20 protein-coding genes are annotated in these 25668 nt (G+C 28.5%); 5 read left to right on the forward strand and 15 right to left on the reverse strand.

The annotated features are described in order from the left end of the window. Positions 1–153: 153 nt before the first annotated feature. On the forward strand, positions 154–474 hold the full coding sequence (locus tag M4I33_RS06345; RefSeq protein WP_257916023.1) for an SH3 domain-containing protein: 321 nt from the start codon (positions 154–156) through the stop codon (positions 472–474). Between the two features lie 100 nt (positions 475–574). Here M4I33_RS06345 and M4I33_RS06350 read toward each other — a convergent pair whose 3' ends face one another. The 8 genes from M4I33_RS06350 to M4I33_RS06385 form a co-directional block, all read right to left on the reverse strand. Then, positions 575–1735 carry an iron-containing alcohol dehydrogenase gene (locus tag M4I33_RS06350; protein WP_257916024.1) on the reverse strand — a complete coding sequence of 387 codons (1161 nt, stop codon included), beginning with the start codon at positions 1733–1735 and terminating at the stop codon, positions 575–577. 2352 nt (positions 1736–4087) lie between these two features. Further along, positions 4088–4597, reverse strand: a complete 510-nt coding sequence (locus tag M4I33_RS06355) for a GNAT family N-acetyltransferase (RefSeq protein ID WP_257916025.1) — start codon at positions 4595–4597, stop codon at positions 4088–4090. A gap of 322 nt (positions 4598–4919) precedes the next feature. Next, complete coding sequence (locus M4I33_RS06360; protein WP_257916026.1) at positions 4920–6494, reverse strand: hypothetical protein; 1575 nt, start codon at positions 6492–6494, stop codon at positions 4920–4922. A gap of 1201 nt (positions 6495–7695) precedes the next feature. After that, positions 7696–8238, reverse strand: a complete 543-nt coding sequence (locus M4I33_RS06365; RefSeq protein WP_257916027.1) for a site-specific integrase — start codon at positions 8236–8238, stop codon at positions 7696–7698. A 443-nt stretch (positions 8239–8681) separates the two neighbouring features. Next, on the reverse strand, positions 8682–9191 hold the full coding sequence (locus tag M4I33_RS06370; protein ID WP_257916028.1) for a hypothetical protein: 510 nt from the start codon (positions 9189–9191) through the stop codon (positions 8682–8684). A gap of 108 nt (positions 9192–9299) precedes the next feature. Next, positions 9300–10373 (reverse strand): alpha-amylase family glycosyl hydrolase, encoded by a 1074-nt coding sequence (locus tag M4I33_RS06375; protein ID WP_257916029.1) that lies wholly within the window; start codon positions 10371–10373, stop codon positions 9300–9302. A gap of 29 nt (positions 10374–10402) precedes the next feature. Continuing rightward, a complete protein-coding gene (locus tag M4I33_RS06380) occupies positions 10403–13027 on the reverse strand; it encodes a glycoside hydrolase family 38 C-terminal domain-containing protein (protein ID WP_257916030.1) in 2625 nt (874 codons plus the stop codon). 15 nt (positions 13028–13042) lie between these two features. Next, positions 13043–14995, reverse strand: coding sequence for a fructose-specific PTS transporter subunit EIIC (locus M4I33_RS06385; RefSeq protein ID WP_257916031.1), 1953 nt, complete (start codon positions 14993–14995; stop codon positions 13043–13045). A gap of 121 nt (positions 14996–15116) precedes the next feature. Between M4I33_RS06385 and M4I33_RS06390 the strand changes: the two genes are divergently transcribed. Continuing rightward, a complete protein-coding gene (locus M4I33_RS06390; RefSeq protein ID WP_194191530.1) occupies positions 15117–15848 on the forward strand; it encodes a MurR/RpiR family transcriptional regulator in 732 nt (243 codons plus the stop codon). Positions 15849–15896: 48 nt separating this feature from the next. Here the strand turns inward: M4I33_RS06390 and M4I33_RS06395 are convergent, their stop codons facing one another. The 3 genes from M4I33_RS06395 to M4I33_RS06405 are packed head-to-tail and all read right to left on the reverse strand — an operon-like array spanning position 15897 to position 17564. After that, complete coding sequence (locus M4I33_RS06395; RefSeq protein ID WP_257916032.1) at positions 15897–16559, reverse strand: hypothetical protein; 663 nt, start codon at positions 16557–16559, stop codon at positions 15897–15899. Then, positions 16552–17304 (reverse strand): ParA family protein, encoded by a 753-nt coding sequence (locus tag M4I33_RS06400; RefSeq protein WP_194191528.1) that lies wholly within the window; start codon positions 17302–17304, stop codon positions 16552–16554. Before M4I33_RS06400 ends, M4I33_RS06395 begins: the two co-directional genes overlap by 8 nt. Then, positions 17301–17564 (reverse strand): TIGR04540 family protein, encoded by a 264-nt coding sequence (locus M4I33_RS06405; protein ID WP_194191527.1) that lies wholly within the window; start codon positions 17562–17564, stop codon positions 17301–17303. Before M4I33_RS06405 ends, M4I33_RS06400 begins: the two co-directional genes overlap by 4 nt. Before the next feature lie 772 nt (positions 17565–18336). Here M4I33_RS06405 and M4I33_RS06410 point away from each other — a divergent pair. The 3 genes from M4I33_RS06410 (at position 18337) to M4I33_RS06420 (ending at position 22799) form a co-directional block, all read left to right on the forward strand. Then, positions 18337–20022: a PTS transporter subunit EIIC gene (locus M4I33_RS06410; protein WP_194191526.1), complete on the forward strand. Its 1686-nt coding sequence runs from the start codon at positions 18337–18339 to the stop codon at positions 20020–20022. 449 nt (positions 20023–20471) lie between these two features. Further along, entirely contained in the window at positions 20472–22172 is a 1701-nt protein-coding gene (locus M4I33_RS06415; RefSeq protein ID WP_257916033.1) for a PTS transporter subunit EIIC, read from the forward strand. Positions 22173–22268: 96 nt separating this feature from the next. Continuing rightward, entirely contained in the window at positions 22269–22799 is a 531-nt protein-coding gene (locus M4I33_RS06420) for a dihydrofolate reductase family protein (protein ID WP_257916034.1), read from the forward strand. A gap of 199 nt (positions 22800–22998) precedes the next feature. On the opposite strand, the gene M4I33_RS06425 is transcribed toward M4I33_RS06420, so the two are convergent. From M4I33_RS06425 to M4I33_RS06440, 4 genes are all read right to left on the reverse strand, one after another. After that, entirely contained in the window at positions 22999–23430 is a 432-nt protein-coding gene (locus M4I33_RS06425) for an SMI1/KNR4 family protein (protein WP_257916035.1), read from the reverse strand. A 13-nt stretch (positions 23431–23443) separates the two neighbouring features. After that, positions 23444–23938 carry a hypothetical protein gene (locus tag M4I33_RS06430; RefSeq protein WP_257916036.1) on the reverse strand — a complete coding sequence of 165 codons (495 nt, stop codon included), beginning with the start codon at positions 23936–23938 and terminating at the stop codon, positions 23444–23446. A gap of 260 nt (positions 23939–24198) precedes the next feature. Next, entirely contained in the window at positions 24199–24915 is a 717-nt protein-coding gene (locus M4I33_RS06435; RefSeq protein ID WP_374707698.1) for an extracellular solute-binding protein, read from the reverse strand. 210 nt (positions 24916–25125) lie between these two features. Further along, on the reverse strand, positions 25126–25542 hold the full coding sequence (locus M4I33_RS06440) for a hypothetical protein (protein ID WP_257916037.1): 417 nt from the start codon (positions 25540–25542) through the stop codon (positions 25126–25128). Between the last annotated feature and the right edge of the window lie 126 nt (positions 25543–25668).

The raw sequence follows: 25668 nt of genomic DNA on the forward strand, positions 1-25668 counted from the left end.
AATATTTAATATTAATTTATATTTTTCCTATACTTGATATTTATTTCAAATAATGTTATACTTTTTTTAGTTTTATAGGGGATTTTAACGAAAAAAGTATTTTTTTGTAATTATCTTTTCTGTTAAAACTAATTATTTCATTAGGGGGATTTTATGAAAAAAAAATTAACTAAATCAATTTTTGTTGCACTATTAGCAATTGGTGTGGCTGGTCCTATAACTGCTTTTTCTGGTGATTGTATCGAAGCAAATGCTATTCAAACTGAGGTAAGCTATGAACAGGTAGTTATAACAAGAGATGGTAATGGAGTAAATGTACGTTCTTCTGCTTCAATAAATAGTAGAAAAATAGGAGCTTTATCTGAAGGGTCAATTGCACGTGTAGATAATTACGTAAATGGTTGGAAGCATATAGTTTATCCTATGAGAGGTTGGGTTTGTGCACGTTATTTACACCTATTATCTAATGATTAATATAGTAAGTAATAATTTAACTTAATTATTATACAAAAAGCGTGATAAAATATCTTATTTTATCACGCTTTTTGTAATTTTACCTATATTTACATTATACCTAAAAAGCACCTTCTAAAATTTTACGGCTAACTTCTGGAGTTACTTCTCCCTTTTCTCCGATAGCTATCATATTGTGCTCCTCAAGTGCTGTAACTATGTCGTCAATATGTTCTTTTTTAACTCCATAATCACTTAATCTTGTTTTAATTCCTAAACTTTCAAAGAACTCTCTAGTTTTATCTATTGCTAGATCTATTCTTTTGTCTTCAGTTCCTTCTGTAATATTAAAAACTCTTTCCCCGTATTGAAGTAATTTTTTAGCTTTACTTTCTCTTAATACATTCCAAAGTGAAGGTAAAATCACAGCAAGAGTTTTACCGTGGTCTATTCCAAACATAGCAGTAAGCTCGTGACCTATCATATGAGTTGCCCAGTCTCCAGGAACTCCAGCTCCAATAAGACCGTTAAGTCCCATAGTAGCGCACCAAACTAAATTAGCTCTTATGTCATAATCTGTAGGATTATCTATAGTTTCTCTACCTATTTCTAATAATGTTAAAAGAATTCCCTCAGCTGTTCTGTCTTGGAATCTTCCTTCAGCTGGGAAAGTTAAGTATTGCTCTAAAACGTGGACATAAGTGTCTACAACTCCGTTAGCTACTTGAGTTTCTGGTAGTGAATAAGTTAAAGTTGGATCTAAAAATGAGAATTTTGGAAAAACTAGAGGGTTTCTAAATCCCCTCTTTCCAAGTTCCTTAGAAGTTACAACTCCACCCATATTCATTTCAGATCCAGTTGCAGGTAAAGTACAAACAGTACCAAGTGGAATAGCCTTTGTAATTTTCATAGCAGCCATTCTGTCTCTTAATAAATCTAAAGGATCTCCTTCACATGAAGCTGCAAGTGATATAAACTTAGTTCCATCCATTACAGAACCTCCACCAACAGCTAAAAGAAAATCAATATCCTGGCACTTAACGATATTTGCAGCTCTCATTAAAGTTTCGAACTTTGGATTTGGTTCAATCCCAGCAAATTCTATTACTTTTCTTCCTTTTAATCCTTTTAGTACCTTATCTAAAGTTCCGAATCTTTTTACAGAACCTCCACCGTAAGTTACAAGTACCTTTGCGTTTTTTGGTACTAAATTATCTAATTCATCTAATCTATCTTTCCCGAATACTATTTTTGTAGGGTTATAAAAATCAAAATTATACATACCTTTTTTTAATAGAGAATCTTCTTTTCTCTATCTTCCTCCCTTCATTTTTTAAATCATACTTTAATTATACAAGTTTCCTAAATATATATTATGTAAAATTGCAAAGATTAATATAAATATAATATTAACAAAATTTTCTATATATATTTTATTAGTATTACACATTTATAGATATAGATGTTTATTTAGATGTATCTGTTTATGATTACTTAATTGTTTAAGTATATGTATACATAATTGTTTAATTAAATGTAATAGTTTATATAAATGTATTTGTTTAATATTACGTATATATAACTGTATATGTTTTTATTTATGTAATTGTATGTGTTTATATTTTCATAATTGTTTATATTTACGTTTGTGTTTTTATTTACGTATATGTTTATGTATGTGTTTTCGTAATTGTAATTATTAATGTTTACATTTTTATTTGTGTTTCAACTTATGTTTATATATATGTTTACATTTGTATAATTATTATTGTTTGTTATAAAGTTTGTATAGTTATTTGTATATTTACAATCAAATAGAGTTTTTATCATCATTTTTGTAAATATATTTATTTACTTTAATGTAATTAAAGAGATTAGAATATTTTTATAAAAAATCTGATAGTGAAGAATAATAGATTTTATTAAGATTTATTTTTTGAGTTATTTTAATATAATCGCTATAAAGCAAGCATTTATCTATATCAATAAATATGTTTACATTTTTGTTTTCTTTATTGATTACATGTTTTTAGATAATTAATGATCCTTAAACTTTAGATACAACTGAAATTTGGTATCTTTATATTAGACCTAACTTATTTATAAAAATTTGAGAAACAGATAGAATTTATAAATGAAAATCCAAGCTAGATAAATAATTTGAAAAATAGATATTTTCTATTATCAGAAAATATAAAAATACAATTTATAAATTAGTATCTATTTAAAGACTTATATTTTTTAGTAAAAGTAAGAATTAATCTAAAATATTTTCTGATATATTTAGATATTATTAGTATAAAATAAAAATATTTTTATTGATAATTATCGAATTAAATCTATAATAATAAGCATTTATAATTGTAAATTTAATATCTTTATTATTATTTTATTTTATTTTTAAATAAAATAAAATAATGTTAAAGATATTATAAAACATATTTTAAGATAAAATTAGAAAATTATATTATATATTAAAAGATAAATTATATTATAAAACTTACAAATTCAGCTTAATAAATATTAAATTTTAAAGATAAAATTTATCCTTGAAATTTCCTTTTAATTTTATTGTAAAAGGTATTTAAAATTAGTAATAAGTTAAAAAATAATAGATTAAAACTAGTTCTGAAATCGAGTATACAAATTTTAATTAAAACATTAAATTATAGAGTTTTAATAACTAATGGAGCTTTTACTATATAGAAGCTTATAGACAATTTTAATAGCTCTCTATAGAGTTCTAAGGTGATCCTTTATATCTTTAAACTATAACCCATTACATTAATTTAAATTAGATAAAAATAGCTTCTATAGCTTTTTAGATAAAAAAATAAGATATCTACTAAATAGTAAAATATCTTAATTTTAAGATGATAATATATTTAATTAATATTAGAAAAAATAATTCCAATACTCTTTATATAACAACCTCTAATTCTTTTATAATTACTTTTAATACTAAGCCTAGCTTACATTAAATTTAAGCTTTACTGCTTAAATTAACTATACTATAAGCTATTTCTAAAATGAGGTGTTATCTTATTATAGTCTTTGATTTAAACGCTCTATAAGCTATTTTAAGACAATATCCTTTGCTATACTATCTATTATACAATTATTAAGTAAAAATCGCTTAAAAGGGCTTGTACTAACATATTATTTGATACTTAATATATATTATGTAAAGTAGCCGTTATAATTAATTATAATCATCAATATTTTTACCTTTTGCTGTTTTGTATCTAAATGGAAAAAGAGAATATTCTAAATAATGTAAAATCAAATATTTAAGATTTGTATGATAGATTAAATATAGAGAAATTTTAGATTATTTTTTAAAGCTTTATAATACTTAGAACAAATTAAATTTAGAATAAATATTTTATTTAAAAGATTAAACTGAGATTTAGTTTTAAACCATAAAAATCTAATACTAAAAAGTAATTTTAAAATTCACTTATCAAAATATTACTTTTAATAAACTGCAGCTTTTTTAAAAGTAATTATAAATTTTTATAAGCTCTTATTTAAATTCTTAAGATATTAAAAATAAGAGCGTCATCTTTTCCTTGCTTACTTACTTTATTTTTAAATTTATATATAAACCAAAATTTTATTATTAAACTAAAACTTAATCTATTTTAATTTCAAATCCTATTTCATACAAAATTGTTTCATCGTCTATTTTTTCTTCGTACACCCCATAAGCTTTTTTAAACCCAGTTTTTAAATATAAATTAATCGCTGGTATATTATTATCAGCTGCGAAAAGTCTTAAATACTTTGCTCCAAGTTTTCTAGATAGCTCTATAGCCTTATTTATCGTAAACTCTGCTATCCCTTTTCGTAAGTAATTTGCATTTACACAAAACCTATCCAGGTATAATGCTTTTTCGGGTCCGCTATCAAACTTAACAAAAAACTCGCCCTCTCTTGAATTATTTAATGCAAATGCTGAGATAATAACATCTCCTTGCTCTAAAATATAAAAATTAGATTTTTTTATGTCATCACTTAAAAATTCAACAGGATAAACTTCATCCCAAACGTATATCTTATTTTGAATCATATTTTTGACTACAGCTCTATACATCTCTTGTACTTTAGGTAAATCAGTCATGTTTGCTAAACGTAATTCCATAAATCTTTTAAGCCCCCTAAAAAATCATAATCTCTTAGCCATAAGTATTAACTTAAAGTGCGAAGAAAGAAAGTCACAGTATCAAACTAAAAAGTGCAAGTGGCTCAAAGCGAAAGTGAAACTAAAGAGCTAAGAAACCATAAAGGCTAAATAGTAATTGCTAGGTAAAGTAAAAAGCTAAATAGTAAAAATCAAGAAGTCGTAAAACAGAATCTAAATAACTAAACCCTAGTAAGTACTAACGCCCACTGTCTGGATGAGAGGTGCCGGCATACCCGTCCCCCAAACATTAATTTATAGATACCAAATTTCAGTTGTATTTTTAACTAAGTTTTCTATTTTGAATTTCTGATATATTTAAAACTTTGTTGTTTCTTTCTGAAGCCTTGGTATTACTAGCTTTGATCGCATTAATTTCTGCCATAATTTCGTCTCCAATCTTATTGTTTTTCCACTCATTTAATAATTTTGATACTGCTTGTTGCGTTATTTTTAATGTTTTAGAAATTTCAAGTTGTTTGTATCCTTTTTCTTTTAAATCTAAAATTTTTAAAAGGTTGTCCATCTTTTTTTGCTGCCTTGAAGTTAAGCCTGCATTATTTCTATGCTTTTTCTTGCTCTCCTCTTTTTTCCATTCGTTTCTGTAACCTTTTGATCTCTTATTTTTTTCTTTGACAGAAATTAAAGTGCTCATACTTTCCATTTCTGACTCTTTTATCTCTAATAATTTAATTAATTTTGCGTTCGAGTAAATATAACATCCCTGTTTTGATAGAAATGTCTTCATGTTTGGTTTTTCTTTTAAATTTATATATTCACTAAAAGCTTTTGCCCATTTTGCATAAGCTATTTCTGCTGATTTTGTTGCTTTTATTACCTCTTTTTCATCTAGCGGGTTTGTAAATTGCGAATTAAAATCTATCGTACTCGCTAGTGCTAATTCTTCATCTTTTTGGAAAAGACAAGAATAGTATCTAAATAAAAAAGTCATAAGTTCTCTATATCCGCTGCAATTTCCATTTCTAACTCTTTGAAGTTCCCTGATATCATTAAGTCTTGCATAATGCAAAGTATGCAGGTTGTATAAAGCAATTTCTTTTTTGCTATTCAATATTTTTTTAGTTTTTTTCTTAGATTCTTTAATACTCTTCCACTCTTCCTTTGACTTTGGAAGTGCTGGCAAAAAGGCTTCTGCCATTTTAGGAATCGTATATCTTTTTATATCTTCCCCTGAATTTTCAAAATCAAAACGTTTGCTGGTATTATAAATAAACCTAGCTCTCCTTCCTGTTTTTGAATTAACAGTTCCTGATAATCTAAGTACATGAACAGCATCTGCACTAAGCGGGTCTGCCCCATACTTAGTAAACTTTTCGACTAATTTATTTTGGATTTTTTGCCAAATAGGTAAAGCATTCTTTGTGGCACTTTCGATTAAATAAAATATATACATTCCATTTCCACTATCAACAAAGAACGACGGTTCCATTTCTTTAAAATGCCCCATTTTTCTCATGTGATCTATCATCTCTTCAGCTGATTTATTTTTAAATCTTTTGATTTTATAATAATCAAGATCTACCCAAAAAGCCTGAAGATGCCTTATATTACTCAGTTGTCTAACTGGTGATAACATAGAATTTATTGATATATATACATCTTTGAATTTCAAAAGTTTTGGTAACACTTTTGATAATTCATCGTTTCGAACATGCCATTGAACCCAATGTCTTACACTATCCTTAAGTCCAACTGCTGTGTATCCATCATTATTTAATTTTATATTTTCAACTTGCAATTGTGCATCTTGTAAAATATCTGCTTGAACTAGAGGAATAGTTGTAGATTCTAGGGTTTCTCTTAAGACATTAAAACTTTCAGCTTTAACGCTTCCCATAAAAAATACACCTCCAATAATTTTGAGGTGCTTCTATTTAGACTAATTTTAGAAATTTGTATCAGAAACAAAGCTAAGAAGACCTTAACTTTTAAACAAATATCGTAATCTAAATTGAAACACTAAGTTTTATTTCTAAAGAATTCTAAGAGCCTGAGAAGTTTTAGAATCCTTAATTTTTATTAAGTTGATTATAACACTGTTCTTTATACGATTGCAATACATAATTTGCATAAATTTATACTTATTTTTCTACCCCATTTAACCGAATTTTATACATTTGTATAATTGTTGAAATAAATATTTCTGTATATGTTTATATTAATGTTTACATATATGTTTGTAATGTTATTTTTAAAACTGTTTACGTAAACGTAACTGGATTTAATTATGTAATTAATTACTTGGATGTTTGTAAAAACATACGTACTGATAATTTTATTGTTAGATGTGTAGTTAATTTTATAATCACAAAAGTCAACGAACTGAAAAGACAAGCCTAACACGGATTTATTTTCTAATACTCATTTAAAGAAAACCGTTTCTTATTATTTTTATATTACAAAAACCATAAATTATAATAAAATCCTTGACTTATGTTAATAATAACAATATAATCTAAATATAAAATATCGGTAATTGAAATACTAAGTTTTATAGAAAAAGATGGAGCCTGAGAAACTTACTTCTTTTTCTATTTTTATGACAAAAGTCTAAGCAAAAAATTGCTTAGACTTTTGTCATTTTAATCTAAAACAACTTAAAGTTATATAAAAAAGTTTAAGTTATCGATATTTTTATATCTATTTCTAAAATCATACATTTTATAGTTTTCTTGATTTTAAAGTTATAATTATTATGGATCTAATCTCTATAAAAAAAATATTAAATTTATCTATTTAAATATAAATTATTTAATTATAATATCTAGATTAAAGTTTTGCAGCTAACTTTAATTTATCTTCTTTAAAATACTCCACAAATTTTTTCAACCTAAGTAATTTATTTATAAAATCTAATAACTTAGAATTTGATTATTAAAATAAAAAAACACATATCACTTATAAGAATTTTCTTTAAGTGGTATGTGCTTTAATTATTCTCTAAAATACTATCTATTAATTTAAGATATATATTTTGTTATTAAACTAATTTCACTATTGCTTATAAGTTTTAAAAGCTTCAGTAATTGAAGCTTTTTTTATAGATAGAAGTTTTCTATAGTTTTATCTTTCATATCATCAGTTATACCAATATATCTTAAAGTTATACTTGGTGCTGAGTGATTAAATATATCTTGTAAAATTGCAATATCTTTAAATTGGTTGTAGTGAAAATAACCGAAGGTCTTTCTCATAGTATGTGTGCCAACTTCATCTATTCCAACTACTGAAGCAGCTTTTCTTAAGATACGATAGGCTTGAATCCTAGTTATAGGACCCCCTCCTTTTTGTGAGGAAAATAGAAATTCAAAATCATTCATTTTATATATATACTTATCTAAATCATTTTTCAAATTTGAATTTATGTAAAAACGCTTATGCTTACTTGTCTTCTTTTCTCTGATTGTAATATGACTTTTATTTCTGACATCTGATACTTTTAAGTTCAATATATCTGAAACTCTAAGTCCAGTATTTATGCCCATTGTAAATAACAAGTAATTTCTAAAACCAGTCTTTAATAATTCACTTTTCATTTCTTCTATTTGATCTCTATCTCTAATGGGTTGTACAAATTTCATAAGTCTACCTCTTTTTTCTTTTTTATAAATGGATCTTTATATTTAAAATCTTAAAATTCGCTTTTAAATTTATGATACTTTTAATGTAACCTATAGTACTATTATGTAACATTTTCGTTTTTTTGTAAAGAGTAAAATTGTATTCTATCCCTTTAAAATAGGGCTTTGTAAGGTTTTTTTATAAATGTAACACAATAAATATTGTGTTACATTTATTTTGCTTGTCATTTTATTATAATAGATTATTTCGCTGATATTTTAAGTTTTCTATTTTATCTGATTTTAAATTTATTTTTCTTATTAACCTAAAATATCTACATTTAATATATTTTCAAATTCATTTTTTTGTATAAATCGAAGTGTGTAAAAAAACAACTTAGCTAATTTTAGCTAAGTTGTTTTAAAGATTTATCTAACTCAAGAGTTTGAATATTTATAATTATTTATTGTATTTTTATCCAAATAAATTCGTATGCATCTAAAGAGATTTCACCGTTTATCTCTTTGTTATTTACAATATTTTTACCCTTTAAATTTTTTATAGTTTGTTTGTTTGGAGTTATATTTAGTATATATAAAATCTTTTCATTTGTCTTTTCGTTAAATCTTTCTAGAGCGAAAATATCTTTAGATATATTTATTACTTTGCTTTTTGCAAAAGGTGAAAAGGCCGATTCCTTCTTTCTTATGCTCATGAATTTAAGTAATTCTTTAAATATTTTCTTTCTTCTTTTATCTTCTCTAAGTTCTTTTTCTATAAAAGAAAGTTCTAGTTTTTCTCTATTTATTCTTCTGTTGATCCCTGTTTCTTCTACACCTTTGTAGTAGTTTCTAGAACCTAATAAAGAGTGGTAATAAAAGCTTGGAACTCCTACAAATGATAGTAAAATTGAATGAGCTCCTACTATTTTTTTAACTTGCATATCTTCTGATGTATCTGTATTTTTATTCAAAAGAGCGTCGTTGTAATTAATATTTAGCTCGTAAACCGACTTGCTTCCGTCTGTATTATTTTTATAAGATACTTTTCCTCCATTATCTAATGTCTTTTTAATTAAGACTTATCTTTCTTCGTTAGATAGGATTCCTTCTGTAGGTCTTAATCCTATTCCATCATGACTTGATAAAAAGTTAAAGTAGGTGCTCTTATCAGAAACTTTATCTATAGTTGAAGCCCAAGAAGATAGCTTAGTTGAATCATTTACCGTCATAGTATATAAAACTAAAGGGGGAAGTGCGAACTGATAGACCATATTTGCTTCATCATCATTTTCTCCAAAATAGCTTATATTTTCTTTATGTGGTACGTTAGTTTCTGTTATTATTTGAGTATTTTTCTTTAGATAATCTAAAATATCTCTCCAAAGTTTTATTATTTCGTGAGTTTCTTTTAGGTGCATGCAGCTAGTTTTGCTTTCTTTAATAAGGAAACCTATAGCATCTAATCTTATGCTTGAAGCGCCGTTTTTAGCGTATTCTATAAGGATATTTGTCATTTCATATAATACTTTAAAGGATTTAAAGTTTAAGTCTACTTGGTCTTCTGAAAAAGTAGTCCAAACTGACTTAGTTTTATTTTTACCTTTGTATTTATGAAAAAGTGGCGATGTTCTAGGCCTTACTACATTTGAAGTGTCAAAAGACGCATCTTCTTCTATAAAAAAGTCCTTGTAACCTTCCTCGTCATTTAAGAAACTTTTAAACCATTCACTCTCTTTAGACATATGGTTTGCTACAAAATCGTACATAAGTCTGTAGTCTTTACTTAACTCCTTTAAGTCGTTGAAATCTCCGAGCTTTTCATCTACTTTCATATAATCTACAACTGAAAATCCATCATCAGAAGTGTATTCAAACATAGGTAAAAGGTGAACGTCTGTTATTGTATCTTTAACGTTTCTATTTAGAAATTTCTTTAAGGTTTTAAGTGTTTTTTCGCCTTTTTCGTATATAGAATCTCCGTAAGTTATAAGGTAAACATTCTCTTCTGAAATTTCTTTTTGAGCTCTAAATTCCTTTTTGTCTTGGGATTTTATAAGTGATATTAATTCATTTAAGTACTCATCTTTATAGTTTTCTTTATAAATTAACTTTAATCTTTTCTGAATTATTTTTGAAAGATTATTTATATCCATTTTGATTTTTCCTCCTTAAACTAGAGATACTACTTTATTTTTAAAGTTATATAGCTATACTTTTCTATAATTATTTCTTTAATTTCCTCTTCATTTTCTTCATATAGATCAGTTAAGAATATATTTTTAAATTTTCCTTTTATATTAACCTTTTTACTACTAGCCCCTGGGTTAAATAGCCTTATAATAGTTCCTTTAGAATCATAACTTTCTTTTAAAGCGCTTAAGAATACTTCATTATTGTCTATATAAAATAAAGAATCACTTTCTTCTTTTAAATTTAATTTATCTGGAATTACAAATCTTTCTAACCTTTCTTCAAAAGTATTTAAAGATTGATTTTGATAAGAAACGTACCTATTAATAAAGTTTTCTGTTTCTTTAAATAGTTTAGAATCTTTAGTTTCATCTCCAAAATATATAGCATAATTAAATTCTAATTCTCTTATCATCTCAGAGTCTTTAGTATATACAACTTTGTTATTTATACCAGAAGCTCTGCCAGGCCTTATTAAAAGGTCATCTCTTCCGAGAACCCCAACGCTTCTAAATAAAGTAAGTGCAATAGAGCTATTATCTAAAATTTGATATTCTTTTATTCCTTCTGTTATTAAAGACAAGGTACTTTTTTCATCTCTTAAAGCTACGAAGTTTTCTAAGCCGTATATACTTAGTGGCGCTTCTACAAATCCCTCTTCTCTCCAAGTTTTAATATAAGGGTTTGTGTTTTCTCTTTTTATAGTTGAAAAAGCTTGATCTGCTATAGAGTAATTGCTATTTATGTTAGATTTAACTATAACTCTTATTCTGTGGTCTTTTATATTGTTATTAATCTTATGATTAACTCTTATAAATTCCTCTGAAGATCTAAGTTCAAGTTCAGTAACTATTTCAAACTCGTAAGTACTTAAACCTAGTTTTCTATTTTTTAAGTCTTTTGGAAGCATTGCTTTATGCGTTACAGTTAAAACTTCTGAGTACTTAGTCTTTTTATAATCTGTAATTTTAAAATCCTTTATAATTATCTCTTTTGAATCTTTATCTGGAGAGTAATCATAAGAGTCTCCTGCATCTACAGAGTCTTCAAAGGTTATAAAATCTATAATCTTTAACCCTGTTTTCTTGTTAGTTAAATTAATCTTAGAATCTAAAGCCTCTATTTTGTATAACTCGTTTTCTATAAAGCTTTCATTATTTTTTAAAGTGTTTTCTTTTTCATTTTCTTCTATTATAAATGTTTTATAAGAAAGTGCTTTAACCTCTTCTTTATAGATTAAAGCTTCTAGTCTGTAGTATCCTTCAAGTTCTACTTCTACTTCTCCTGAAGCTGTAACTACAACACTCTTACCTCCACTTATATACTCACACTTAGTTATATCTGTATCTATAGTTTTTCCATCTATAGTTTTTAAGATAACTGATTCTTTCTTTGAAAATAATATAACTTTTATAGGCTCTCTTTTATCTTTTATTCCTGCATTAAATACAGTTATGATATTCTCTTTTTGAAGTTTTCTAGAGACCCCTTTAGTTATTTGTTTCTTTATAATATTAATAAGGTTATCTACTATGTTGTTGCACTTTTCAAGCCTATTAATAATATTTTTATTTGTTTCATCAGAGTTACACCCGCCTATACTATCGTGTGCATGAACATCAAATAACTCTTTAAATACATAATCTATCCAATACCTTTCATACTTAAGCCCTACAGTTTGCCCTAAAACATTTAAAGGTTCAAGTATGTTTATAAGTTTATTTTCTACTATAGTGTTAAGCCTTTTTATATCGTATCTTTGAGATTTTATAGTGTTATGGATCCTGCTTTTTTGACAAGCTATAAGTTCACCTTCTATAGTATTTTTAAAAGTACTATTTTCCCATGTTTTTTTCATAAATGTTTCGTAGTCAGATAAGATAAACTTATAATTTTTTGATTTTAAATTTAGCTCCTTTATTACTTTTGGAAGTTCTTTTCTAATTAATACTTGGTCTCCTCCTGATGGTAGTAATAACTTATCTGTGTCTTTATTTAATTTTTCTAATTTTTCTAACATAGGAACAAGCTTTTCATTTATATATTCATCTGTTGAATCTATAAATTTACCTGGGCCATACCCTAAGTATATGTTGTTACACCTTACGCTTTTTCCGTCTGGTGACACCCAGTTAAAATTAAGGTTCTCTTTTAAATCATCTGTATATATTCCTCTTTGAAGAATACTATCTTTTATAGAAAAACCGTTAAATATTGAAGGTAAATATGCGTTTTGACCAAATATATCAGGTAAGTATCCTATTTCAAGTGAGTGACCAAGTTCTTTAGATATTCTTGTCCCGTATAATAAATTTCTTATTATAGATTCTTTATTTACAAGAAGTGTGTCTGTTTGAGTGTACCAAGGTCCTATAAATAATCTTTTATCTTTTATTAATTTTTTTAACCTTTCTTTTTCATTTGGATATATTTTTAAAAACTCTTCAATAACTGAAGCTTGTGCATCAAATGTATATGAGTTAAAGCTCTTATCCTCTTCTAATGTATCCATAAGATATGGCATGTTTTGACTTAGTAGTACGTTTGAATCTTCTATCGTAAAGTACCACTCTCTATCCCAGTGAGAGTGTGGTACTACATATACTTCTTTTTTCATATCTTTCCTCCGTAATTATCTAGCTTTTTTCTCATCCTTTTTTATGATATAGTATCTAACAAAAATATTTGCTAATGCTATAAATACTACACCTACTAATAATCCAACTATATAAGCCCATAAATTTTCAACTAAAGGCCAACCCCATATTGCAGGAAGTGGATTCCACTGAACTGCACCAAGTCCAACTGCTGTGCAAGCACCTAAGATTGAACCTATAACATTTATAGGGATAGTTATAAGAGGGTTTTTTAGCATAAACGGAATTGCACCTTCACTTACTGCTATAAATCCAAGTAAAATTGAAGTTCCTCCAACTACTCTTAAGTTGTCATCAAAGACTCTTCTTTTAACGATGTATTTATCTAACACTGTTGCAAGTCCAAGTCCTATTGGCGGAATTACTATAGCTAAAACCCTACCTGTTAGCGGGAATATACCATCTGCTGCAAGCCCTATAGCTATAGCACCAGCTGCTTTGTTTACAGGACCTCCTAAATCAAATGCAGTACATGCTGCGATTATTGATACTAAAACAAATGTTCCTGCCCCTGAAAACGAAGCTATTGCGTTAGAAAGCCAAGCGTTTAATCCTCCAAACACTGGATCTACTAAGTAATAATTTAATAAGAAAACTACAAGTACACTTATACCTGGTAATAAAAGCATTGGTTTGATTGCATTTAGATGTTTGTTTAGTTTAATGTGTTTATTTAAGAAATCAGTAACATATCCTGCAACTAATCCTAGTATTAAAGCACCTATAAACCCTGAAGGTATTCCTCCTTCAACTCCCCAGAAAGTATAATGAAGACCTCCTGCAAAAGCACCACCTATAAACCCTGGAACTAAACCTGGTCTATCTGCTATAGAAAATGCAACATAAGCTGAGAATATTGGGTAAATAAATTTAAATATTAAACCACCAAATCTATCTAAGTTAAATAATAATACGTATAAAGGATTACTGCTGTCTCCAAGTTTACCTAAATCATTTATAACGCCAAGCCCCATAGCTGAAAGCTTAGCTATTCCCATCATAAGACCAGCTGCAACTATTACAGGAATCATATATGATATTCCAGTCATAACAGCTTCCATCATATTAGGAAGTATCCCTTTGCCTTTTTCTTTTTTACTTTCTTTAAAGTCTGTTTCTCCTTTTGATACTTTACCATCTGGATTATTTAAAACTTTATTTATAAGCTTTTTAGAATCTTTTAAAGGTTCTGCTACCTTTACCTTTACAAAGTTTAATCCGTTATATCTCTCTTCACCTTTAGGTGCAATATCGCAGGCAAAAATAATACCTGAAGCGCTTTTTATTTGTTCTTCTGTGTGTCTATCTTCTATTCCGTTTGCGCCTTGCTTTTCAACTAGTACCTTTACACCCATATTAGCTCCAGCTTTTTCTAAAGCTTCAGCTGACATATAAGTGTGTGCTATTCCAGCTGCACATGCTGTTATACCTAAAACTGTTTTATTGTAATTTATATCTTCTTTCTTTTTTTCACCTTTATCTAAACAAGCTAAGAATTCTTTTTTAGATTTAGCTTTTTGTAAGTTTAAAGTGAAATCATCATCCATAAGTCTAGTTGATAATTCTGCTAATAATTTTAAGTGAGTTGAGCCAGCTTCTTCTTTAGGAATTGCTAAAAGGAAAACTGTATCTACTTTATTGTTTTCAGTTACACTCTCCCAATCACTTAATTTATTTTTAAGTCTAGCTACTGCAAAAGCTCCCTTTTTAACAGCATCTGTCTTTCCGTGAGGAATTGCTATTCCTCTTTCTAAACCTGTTGGAGAATGTGCTTCTCTCTCCATTACAGCTTCGTAGAATTCTTCTTTAGAATTTAAATTCCCGTTTTCATAAAGCTTATTAATTAATTCTTTAATAACTTCCTCTTTACTATTACATTCAAAATCTAAAAGGATAAGTTTTTCGTTTGTCATATCTTTTAAATTCATTTAATATCCCTCCTTAAAACCTTTACAATTATTTTATATCATATAAAATATAGATATAGTTATACAGTAGATGTACAATTGTACTGTAATATTTTTACATAATATTGAAAGGATTTAACTTATGAATAAATTCATAAATAACTTTAAAGACAAAATCAATAATTTAAGTCATTCTGAAAAATATGTTTTTTATTTTATTAATGAGGATCTAAAAAGAGCTAGTGACATTTCCTTAATAAAAATCGCAGAAATTAATAACGTCTCTACAACTACAATTATTAGGATGTGTAAAAAACTAGGACTTTCTGGATTCTCTCAGTTAAAATTCATCATTAAAGAAACTTTAGACTCTGATAAAAACTTTTTAAGTTCTATAGATGAACTTAAAAGTTCAATTACCCGTTCTGTAAATAGTATTAACTTAAATAGTCTACAAAATTTATCAAGAGAAATTAAACTTTCAAATAGAGTAATTATAGTAAGTGTCGGACTTACAAAGCCTATAGGTGAATATTTCTCAAAGCTACTTATGCAAGCTTCAAAACCTACAATGTATGTATATGAATCTCATATAATTGACCTTTTAGAAAAAGCTCCCTTTGGAGACTTAATAATATTTTTATCAAATAGCGGCGAAACTAAAACTTTAACTAATCTAGCTCAAAAGTTAAGTTACAGAAATATAAAAACAGCCTGCATAGTTAATAACCCCGATTCTACACTTTGGAACCTAGTTACTTTCCCAATTACAACTTATACTGAAAAATCTACCTTAAACGGCTATGATATAACCCCTAGAACTAATCTTATGATTGTAATAGACTTAATTTTTGCATATTATATTGAAAAATAAAAACTTATAAAAAAAAAGATATTGCACTAAAATTAGCGCAATATCTTTTTATTTTTCTATTTCAAGATTTTCTAATGCTTGGTCTAATAAAGTTTGAACTAGTTTAGACTTACCCATTCCTGTTATCTTAGAAATTTTTTCAATTTTCTTTATAGTATCATTCATTAGGTAATAAGTTGCTCTCTTAGGAGCTTCAGGTTTTTCTATCTTTTTAATAGTAATTTTAACTGATGCTTCCCTTGATTTTTCTTCTCTATATACAGGCTCGTCCTCTTTATAGACTTCCCTTTTAATAGGTGCTACAGGTTCTACTATTTCCTCTTCGTATTCCTCTAAAGGCTGAGTATTAGAGTTTTTAGAGGATTCGTCTATATATTTAGCTTCGTCTAAACTCTTCAAAGTATCAACTGCTACTTTTTTTGGTTCTTCTTTTTCTTCTACTATTTCAACTGAAGATTTTGCAGCTTTTACAGGTATTTCTACCTCACTACGTACAGGTTCTTCTTTAATAATTTCTTCTTTTATTACTTGCTTTTTAGCTTTTTTAGCTTTAGGTTTTTTATTTGCAGCAGGTTCTTCATTTTGAACAATGTCATTAACCTTATCTTCTTCCTTGGTTTTGCTTTGCTCTTCTGCCTTTTTTCTTTTAGCTTGCATTTGAGCTTTAAGCATTTCAAAGTTCTGATTAATATCCATCTTTCCTTTAGGCAATGCTTCCCACCAGCCTTTCAAGAACCTTGAAGAATTGGTTAGCTGCTTCTTCATCATATTCAAAAACAGTTTTACCCATTTTTCCAGCTTCAGTTATTTTAACTCTTCTATTAATTGGGTCTGTAACTATTCCTTCATCTCCGAAGAACTCGTGTAAGAAGTTAAGGTTCTCTTTAGCATCCTTTGTTCTTTTATCGTACATGTTTGGAATTATAAGTGAAATCTTTTCAGGAGTTAATCTTAAATCTGAAAGATATTCGTAGATACTTCCGCATGCTCTAACAGCTGCCGCCTCAACTTGAACTGGCATAACTATGTGATCTACATAGCATAAAACTGCATCGTTTATCTTAGTTCTTTGAGGTCCACAGTCAACAATTACGTAATCGTATCCTAAGTCTTCAAGACCCGCTAATTTTTCATTAAGTACTAAATCAATTCTAGTTTCTCTATAAAATTCTGAATTTATTTCTTCTATATGAGAGTTTGGAATAAGATCTAAACCTTCTCTTGCACTTATTATGCAATCTTTTAAGTCGACGTTGTCTCTTTTATTAATTAAATCATAGAATGTTTTATTATACTTATCTTCTGAAATTCCTAAAAATAAGCTTGAATCATTCTGACCATCTAAGTCAACTAAAACTACTTTAAATCCAAGTTTAGCTAATCCGTGTGAAATTTGTACAGCTACAGTGCTTTTTCCAACACCACCCTTGTTATTTAAAACAGCTACCTTCTTCATTTGTCCCCCCCCTTACTATTCTTACTAAGTATGTTATTTAGGATATCTAACCTCGCCTTACCTAAGATTTGCTTTGGCTTTTGAGCTATAGCCTCCCCTTTATAAAACTTAGTTTTATTTGCTTCTATAACTGAAAGAATTTTTTCTTCTAATTCTGCGTCTTGTACTTTATCTTGAAAATATGCGTCTATATAATCTCTTAAAGCATATCCTAACTCTAATTGATTCTTGTAATATAGCCTTATATCACTTTTTTGCATTATATTATCTTCTCCTCTCTAGCATATTTTGAACATCGTTTAACCTTATTTTATACTAATTTTATCTCTTTTTCAAATACAATTTACATTGATTTTATAACAATTTAAACTAATATTATACATGCTTTTCACCCTTTTCCTCCTCTTTTTAACCGATTTTGAACCTTTATGCATCTATATTTTAACTGTAATTTCTTTATTTTTTCTTTATTTTTAAATTTAATTATCCTAACCTTTATAAATAAAGCCTACTCCTTGCATTTATTTTTAATATTATGTTTTATATTCTACATAATTTTTAAACATATCTTTATTTATGTGAAATTTAAAATATTACCTCTTCTATTATTATAAAAGAGTATTTTTTATTTATTATTGTTGTATTATCTCTAAAAAAAATAAACCAAGCTAAACTGCTCGGTTTATTTAAATTAAGTAAAGGAGATCTTCTGCCTAACAAAATCACATCAATATATATTATTTATATTATTAAAATTTTGTTACAAAAATTTTAAAATAGGTATTTACAACAAAACGTTTTCATGATATTATCTAGGTACAAACTAAATAATTAGCTTGTTACTATTGAATTAGGCAAGACTTAAATGATTCTGTTAAAGCAGTTTTTAAGAGATATTTTATATGTTTATATCTCCTTAAAGCCTGTAGTTTCATTTAAGTCTTTTTTGTTTTGCTTTTTTAAGACAAGCATATGTTTTGGTTTACTATTTATTTATTTTTTTATATTAATTTATATAAGGAGGACTTATTTATGTTACAAACGCTTCAAAGAATAGGTAAAGCAATCATGCTTCCAATTGCAGCTTTACCAATCGCAGGTATTTTACTTGGTGTTGGTGGTGCCTTATTAGGTATAGCTGGACTTAAAAATCCACCATCAGTATATGAACCATTAATCTCATTTATAACAATCCCAGCTGTTACAGCAATTTTAACTGTTATGAAAAATGTTGGGGATATAGTTTTTGGAAACCTTCCAATTTTATTTGCTGTAGGTGTTGCAGTTGGTCTTGCTAACAAAGACAAAGGTACTGCAGGTCTTGCTTCAGTATTTGGTTTCTTAGTAATGAATCAAGTTATTTCAACACTTTTAGCTTTAGGTGTTACTCAACTTGGAGTATTAACTCCTGGTAATGTTGGTGAATACGGAACTTACGTTACTACAAACGTTGGTATATTCACACTTAACATGTCAGTGTTTGGAGGTATTATAACTGGTATAATAACTGCAATGCTTCATAACAAGTTCTACAACATTCAATTACCAGCTGTTATCGGTTTCTTCTCAGGTGCTAGATTTGTACCTATAGTTACTGCATTAGTTATGGCTTTAGTTGGTGGAGTTTTAGCATTCGCTTGGCCATTTGTACAAAATGGAATTATGGGACTAGCTAACTTAGTTAAAGAAGCTGGATTTATAGGAACTTTCTTCTATGGAGTAATTGAAAGAGCACTTATTCCATTTGGATTACATCACGTATTCTACACACCATTCTGGTTTGGATCATTTGTTCAAGCAGACGTTATTATAAATGGTGCTAACACTATTATAGATGGTGCTAACACTGCATACTTTGCTCAATTATCAAGCATGTCAGACTTAGTTGGAGCTAGCACTCAAACTATGGCACAAGTAGTTTCAGGAACTACTAGATTTATGGCTGGTAAATTCCCATTCATGATGTTTGGTTTACCTGCTGCTGCATTTGCAATGTACAGATGCGCAAAACCTAGCAAAAAGAAATTAGTTGCATCACTTATGATTTCAGCTGGTGTTACTTCATTCTTAACTGGTATAACAGAGCCACTTGAATTTACATTCTTATTCGTTGCACCTGCATTATATGCTGTACACTGTGTATTAGCTGGTATCTCATTTATGCTTATGGATATCTTAAATGTATTTGTTGGTATGACATTCTCAGGTGGATTTATCGACTTCTCACTATTTGGTTTATTACCAGCTGGTGCTGGAGTTCCAACTAACTGGTACTGGATTATTATCGTAGGATTAGTTTACGCTGTTATCTACTACTTCTTATTCACATTCTTAATTAAGAAGTTTAACTTAAAAACTCCAGGTAGAGAAGAAGAAGGAGAAGAAGTTAAATTACACAGCAAAAAAGAATTCCAAGAATCTAAAGGTATTGCACCAAACGGTTCAAAGGAAACTGTTAAAAAATCTGGTAATGAAATAAAAGATAATGCACCACTTGTTTTAGCTGCACTAGGCGGTGAAGAAAACATAGTAAGTGTTGACGCTTGTATCACTAGATTAAGAGTTGAAGTTAAAGATAAATCAAAAGTAGAAAAAGATTCACTTAAAGATTTAGGCGCAGCTGGAGTTGTTGAAGTTGGTAACGGAGTTCAAGCTATCTTCGGAGCTAAAGCTGATGCTTACAAAAACGAAATTAAAGACATTCTAGGAATTGACTAAACTTTTCGCCAAAATAATTAGTCAAAACCTTAAATATATAACAGCATAAATTTTAAATTGTGTTAAACCCTTTTTGGTAAAGAAGAGCTATTATTAGCTCTTCTTTTTTAATGTGTAGAATAACATAAAATTTTAAGTTATCAAGAACTTGAATTTAAATAATTCAATAAGGGTTTTCAAATTAAAAAAGAGAAGTTATTAGATATCGTGGCTAAAGCCACTTTTTTTAATGTGTAGAAAAGCATAAAATTTACAGTTATCACGATCTTGAATGTAAATACTTCAATATGGGTTTACAAATTAAAAAAGAGAGGTTATTAGATATCGTGGCTAAAGCCACTTTTTTTATATATAAAAAGAAACATGTTTTGTATTTAAGTCCTAACTTTTGCACATACTACCCTTTGTAAAATATTTTATATTTAGATTATTTTAAAGGAGGATTTAAAATGTTACAAACTTTACAAAGAATAGGGAAAGCTATTATGCTACCAATTGCAGCTTTACCTATAGCAGGAATACTGCTTGGAATTGGTGGTGCCTTACTAGGTATAGCTGGACTCGATAATGCCCCTTCCATCTACGAGCCATTAATCTCCTTCGTAAACATCCCAGTAGTTACCTCTATATTAACTATAATGAAAAATATTGGAGATATCGTATTTGGTAACTTGCCTTTACTTTTCTCTGTTGGAGTAGCTATAGGTCTTGCAAACAAAGACAAAGGAACAGCAGCCTTAGCTTCTGTTTTTGGATTCCTTATAATGAATCAAGTTATCTCAACACTTCTTTCACTAGGCTACACACAACTAGGTGTAGTAACAAAGGATGCTGTAGGAGATTACGGTGCGTACGTAACTACAAACCTTGGAATCTTTACTCTTAATATGTCTGTGTTTGGCGGTATTATTTCAGGAATTATAACTGCTATTTTACATAACAGGTATCATAGAATAGAACTTCCTCAAATACTTGGCTTTTTTGCAGGAGCTAGGTTTGTCCCTATAATAACTTCTATAGTTATGGCCTTTGTTGGCGCTCTTTTAGCCTTCCTTTGGCCTTTAGTTCAAGATGGTATTTCTCTTCTTGCTGAGTTTGTTCGTGAAGCTGGATTTATAGGAACCTTCTTCTACGGACTTATTGAGAGGTCTTTAATTCCATTTGGACTTCATCACGTATTTTATACTCCATTTTGGTTTGGTTCTTTCGTTCAAGCAAACATCCTAGTAGATGGCGCTTGGAAAGTTATAGATGGTGCTAATACTGCATACTTTGCTCAATTATCAAGCCTTAACGATTTAGTAGGTGCAAGTTCTGAAACTATGAGAACTGTAGTTTCTGGAACTACTAGGTTTATGGCAGGTAAATTCCCATTTATGATATTTGGTCTACCTGCTGCTGCCTTTGCTATGTATCGAGCTGCCCTTCCTTCTAAAAAGAAGATAGTAGGTTCTCTTTTACTTTCTGCTGGAATTACAGCTATGCTTACAGGTATTACTGAACCTATAGAGTTTACATTCCTTTTTGTTGCACCTGCACTTTACGTAGTTCATGCCGTCTTAGCTGGGATATCCTTTTTACTTATGGATCTGCTAAACGTATTTGTTGGAATGACCTTCTCTGGAGGTATAATTGACTTTACTTTATTTGGACTATTACCTTCTGGTGCTGGAGTTCCAACTAACTGGCTTATGATAGTTTTAGTAGGTATAGCTTACGCTATAGTTTATTACTTCGTATTCCTTTTCTTAATTAAAAAACTAGATTTAAAAACTCCAGGAAGAGATGAATCTTCAGAAGATAAGCTTTATAGTAAGGCAGACTTTATAGAAAAGTCTGGAATCGCAGGAGCAACAGCTGCAGCTGGCGCTGTAGGTTTATCTAGAGCTGCTTCTACCGGAAACGAAATTAAAGATAATGCACCTTTAGTTTTAGCTGCTTTAGGTGGAGAAGAAAATATCGTAAGTGTCGATGCTTGTATAACTAGACTTAGAGTTGAAGTTAATGATAAAGGTAAGGTTGATAAAGATGCCCTTAAAGATTTAGGTGCAGCTGGAGTGGTTGAAGTTGGAAACGGAATTCAAGCAATCTTTGGTGCTAAAGCTGATCCTTATAAAAATGAAATTAAAGATATTATAGGTCATGATTAGTAAATATTATTAATAATTTATTATTAATTTACCTCTAGGCTACAAATCATTTAGATGCTATAATAAATGCATTATTGTCGTTTAGGAGGAAGACTTATGGATAAAAGAAAATGTGTACTGTATGTTGCAATGTCTTTAGACGGATATATAGCAGATATTAATGGCGGCGTGGATTGGCTTAATCAAGTTCAAGGCGACGGTAGCGATAATGGTTTTTGTGAGTTTTCTCAAACTGTAGATACTGTAATCATGGGTAGAAAGAGCTATGAGCAAATTTTAACCTTTGGAAACTGGCCATACAAAGATATGGATGCCTATGTATTTTCACAAACTCTACAAAAGGCTTGTGAGAATATTAAAGTTGTAAACAGAAATGCAGCTGAATTCTTAAAGGACATAAGAAAAAATGAAGGTAGAGATATTTGGCTTTTAGGCGGAGCTGAACTTATCGACGAATTTATAAAACAAAACCTAATAGATGAATACATAGTCTCAATAATTCCAACTATACTAGGTGGTGGAATATCTTTATTTAAAGATAATAGACCTTTAACTCAATTATCTTTAATCAAAAAAGAGACTTTTGGAGATATAGTTCAAGTAACTTATATAAGAACAGAAGATTAAAAAAGCCCCAGTCACAAAGACTGGGGTTTTTTCTTAATATGTAGATCTACTTTAGATTAAAATAAAATGTTATATTTATAGATTCTATCTACCATTTATCTTTTCCTATATTATTTATATAATATAACATTTTCTATACTACTATAGGTTGTTTTTGTATATTGTACTTAAATCTTATTTTTATGAATTTAGTATTATTCTAACAATTCTTTATGACATCTATACCAGTATTATTTATTAGTAAATCACTTAAAGATTCTGCTACATATTTCAATTCATCAACATCCAAATCACTAAATGATATTACATACAACCCTAGTCCATTTTTACCTTCTGTATAAATTAATGCATTACCACCTTCATCATCAGCTATTGCTAATGAATTTGGTATGCTTTCTTGTATGTTATATGCTTCATTCATTTCTATGCAGCCATCTGCTCCCCATATTCTAATATATTTTTCTCCATCAACATTAATTTCTACCTCTGTTAACTCTCTTATTACTTCCAAAAAATCTTCTGGAATTTGTAACTTTGAGAATTTAATTAATTTTTCTATTTCTTTATTATTTGAAGCTGATTTACTTGCATCTATTCTATAATTACTACTTAACTCCTTTAATATATTCATTTAATCCACTCCCTTAATAAACTATTATCTTACCATTAGGATATGTTCCTTTCCATCCACAAGGGATATTACCAATTTCATATATTTTAAGTATTTCCCCATAGAAAGTTGGCTTCATATAGTTATAATAAGTGTATGCCATTATTATCCCAAGTATATCCCATTCTATCTGAGATACAATTTCCTCTTTATTTAACTTAAATTCCTTTGCATTATTTATTATATTTTCTTTAATCCCTGGCAATATATTTTTCGTTATATCTCTAACCACGTCATTCCATACTTGATGATATTTATCAGGATAATTCTTAAATAAATACTCTGTTAATCTATTCTGTTCTTCCAAACTTATATTTTCCCATCCGGTACTACTAATAAGCTTAATTAAACTGTCTATATTTTTTTCATAACTTACATCATATATAAGTTCTATACCCAAGTTACATCTACAATTTTGAAACCATTTAATTTTTTTTATTCTCTCAACAACCTCTTTGTTTATTTCCATTAAATTTCCTCACTTTAATTTTATTTTCTTGCTATATCATTATTCTTTTTAAGGGTCTTATTTCTTTAAATAATAGGACTTGCTCTCTCTCTATTTTATCATTTCTTGTTTTTTTAATACAAACCTCATATACAATACTATAATTAACTTTATTATTTTCTTATCTTTACTTTCTCTTAGTATATATTCACTTACTCCAATTTTTACATGTAAAAAGAGCCAATGCTTCTTTAATTAGAAACATTGACTCTTATTATAATTTATTTTCTACCTATTGAAGTAGTAACGTCTGCTTGTAATTCTTTAACAAAAGTATCTATATCTTTTATGTCGCCTTTCATAAATGCATCATATTTTTCCATAGCTACATTTCTAGCTGATTGAGCATTGTTTACAGCTGGTGTGTAGTAAGAATACTCTAAAGATTTTTGAGCTACTGGATAGATTGCACCGTATAATGAATCTTTTTTCTCTATAGCTTTTTTAACTGTATCTGTATCTGCTGATGATTTTCTAACTGGTAAGTATCCAGTTTCTACAGCGAATTTTGCACTGTTTTCTTTGTTTGTCATGAATTTGATGAACTCATAAGCTGCATATTGCTGCTCTGCTTTAACATCGTTTGTTACAAATAATGAAGCACCTTGTTGGATAACTGCATTTTTCTTATCTTTAAATACTGGAGCTTCAACTACAGCGATTTCAAACTTACCATCAGTTTTAATATGTGATGCACCTGCTGTTGAACCTTGGTACATTAAAACTTTTTGGTTTGAGAAAGGACCTGAAAGGTATTTATCTTCTCCTGGAATTCTTAAATATCCTTTTTGGTTGTTTTCTTGGTAGAATTTCATATATTCTTTAACCCACTCATTATCTACATTAACTTTACCGTCTATTTCAACGAAATCTTTTCCATCCATCTTTAATGATGAAATGAAAGCATTTGAACTACTGTCAAAACCGAATCCTGGAATATCTAGTTTCTCTTTTGCTTTTTTAGATACTTATATTAATTTATCCATTGTCATGTTTTGAATATCTTCTACTTTATATCCAAGCTTTTCTAAAAGAGTTTTGTTAACATAAACTACTTCTGTAGATTTTGTTAAAGGCATTCCATATTGCTTACCTTCCCATTGACTAACTTCTTCTACAAATGATGGAATAAAGTCGTTTTTAATATATTATGCCATTCCTACTTCAGGACTATTTACATACCCTGATAAATCAAAAATTTTCCCACCTTCAATTAAACCAGTAACTACGTCTGGATAAACGTTTATTATAGCTGGTAATGAATTTGATTGTGAAGCTGTTACAACCTTTTTATTTAAATCTGGAATAGAACCTTGGCTTACCCCTTTAACAGTTATATTTTTTCCATTAGTTTTATTGAACTCATCAATAAGACCATTTAATACTTCCTGTTGTTTTCCATTCATGTAGTGCCACATTTCAATAGTTACAGGCTCTTTAATTTCAGTTACTAACTTAGCAGTATCTTTATCAGAAGCCCCTTCCTTTTTGTCACTACCACAGCCTACAAAAATAGAAGCTGTCATAACAGTTGCAAGTGCCATTGCTAAAAATTTTCTTTTCATACCTTCACTTCTCCCCTTAAGATATTCAATTTATATTATAATTTTTAATTATAATCTTCCCTTTTCTTTGATATAACCCTTACTGCGTTTAAACTATATGTAGTAATAAATAATAATTTTTAACCA

Origin of the sequence: Clostridium sp. LY3-2 (assembly GCF_024705715.1) — a bacterium.
In the GTDB taxonomy this organism is placed as follows: domain Bacteria; phylum Bacillota; class Clostridia; order Clostridiales; family Clostridiaceae; genus Clostridium.

Bases quoted from the DNA above. Each gene is read 5' to 3' on its own strand.
- M4I33_RS06390 (WP_194191530.1), top strand. From the start codon at position 15,117: ATGAATAAATTCATAAATAACTTTAAAGACAAAATCAATAATTTAAGT.
- M4I33_RS06360 (WP_257916026.1), bottom strand. From the start codon at position 6,494: ATGGGAAGCGTTAAAGCTGAAAGTTTTAATGTCTTAAGAGAAACCCTA.
- M4I33_RS06365 (WP_257916027.1), bottom strand. From the start codon at position 8,238: ATGAAATTTGTACAACCCATTAGAGATAGAGATCAAATAGAAGAAATG.
- M4I33_RS06355 (WP_257916025.1), bottom strand. From the start codon at position 4,597: ATGGAATTACGTTTAGCAAACATGACTGATTTACCTAAAGTACAAGAG.
- M4I33_RS06425 (WP_257916035.1), bottom strand. From the start codon at position 23,430: ATGAATATATTAAAGGAGTTAAGTAGTAATTATAGAATAGATGCAAGT.
- M4I33_RS06415 (WP_257916033.1), top strand. From the start codon at position 20,472: ATGTTACAAACTTTACAAAGAATAGGGAAAGCTATTATGCTACCAATT.
- M4I33_RS06405 (WP_194191527.1), bottom strand. From the start codon at position 17,564: ATGCAAAAAAGTGATATAAGGCTATATTACAAGAATCAATTAGAGTTA.
- M4I33_RS06410 (WP_194191526.1), top strand. From the start codon at position 18,337: ATGTTACAAACGCTTCAAAGAATAGGTAAAGCAATCATGCTTCCAATT.
- M4I33_RS06400 (WP_194191528.1), bottom strand. From the start codon at position 17,304: ATGAAGAAGGTAGCTGTTTTAAATAACAAGGGTGGTGTTGGAAAAAGC.
- M4I33_RS06375 (WP_257916029.1), bottom strand. From the start codon at position 10,373: ATGGATATAAATAATCTTTCAAAAATAATTCAGAAAAGATTAAAGTTA.
- M4I33_RS06440 (WP_257916037.1), bottom strand. From the start codon at position 25,542: ATGAAAAGAAAATTTTTAGCAATGGCACTTGCAACTGTTATGACAGCT.
- M4I33_RS06420 (WP_257916034.1), top strand. From the start codon at position 22,269: ATGGATAAAAGAAAATGTGTACTGTATGTTGCAATGTCTTTAGACGGA.
- M4I33_RS06350 (WP_257916024.1), bottom strand. From the start codon at position 1,735: ATGTATAATTTTGATTTTTATAACCCTACAAAAATAGTATTCGGGAAA.
- M4I33_RS06380 (WP_257916030.1), bottom strand. From the start codon at position 13,027: ATGAAAAAAGAAGTATATGTAGTACCACACTCTCACTGGGATAGAGAG.
- M4I33_RS06345 (WP_257916023.1), top strand. From the start codon at position 154: ATGAAAAAAAAATTAACTAAATCAATTTTTGTTGCACTATTAGCAATT.
- M4I33_RS06430 (WP_257916036.1), bottom strand. From the start codon at position 23,938: ATGGAAATAAACAAAGAGGTTGTTGAGAGAATAAAAAAAATTAAATGG.
- M4I33_RS06385 (WP_257916031.1), bottom strand. From the start codon at position 14,995: ATGAATTTAAAAGATATGACAAACGAAAAACTTATCCTTTTAGATTTT.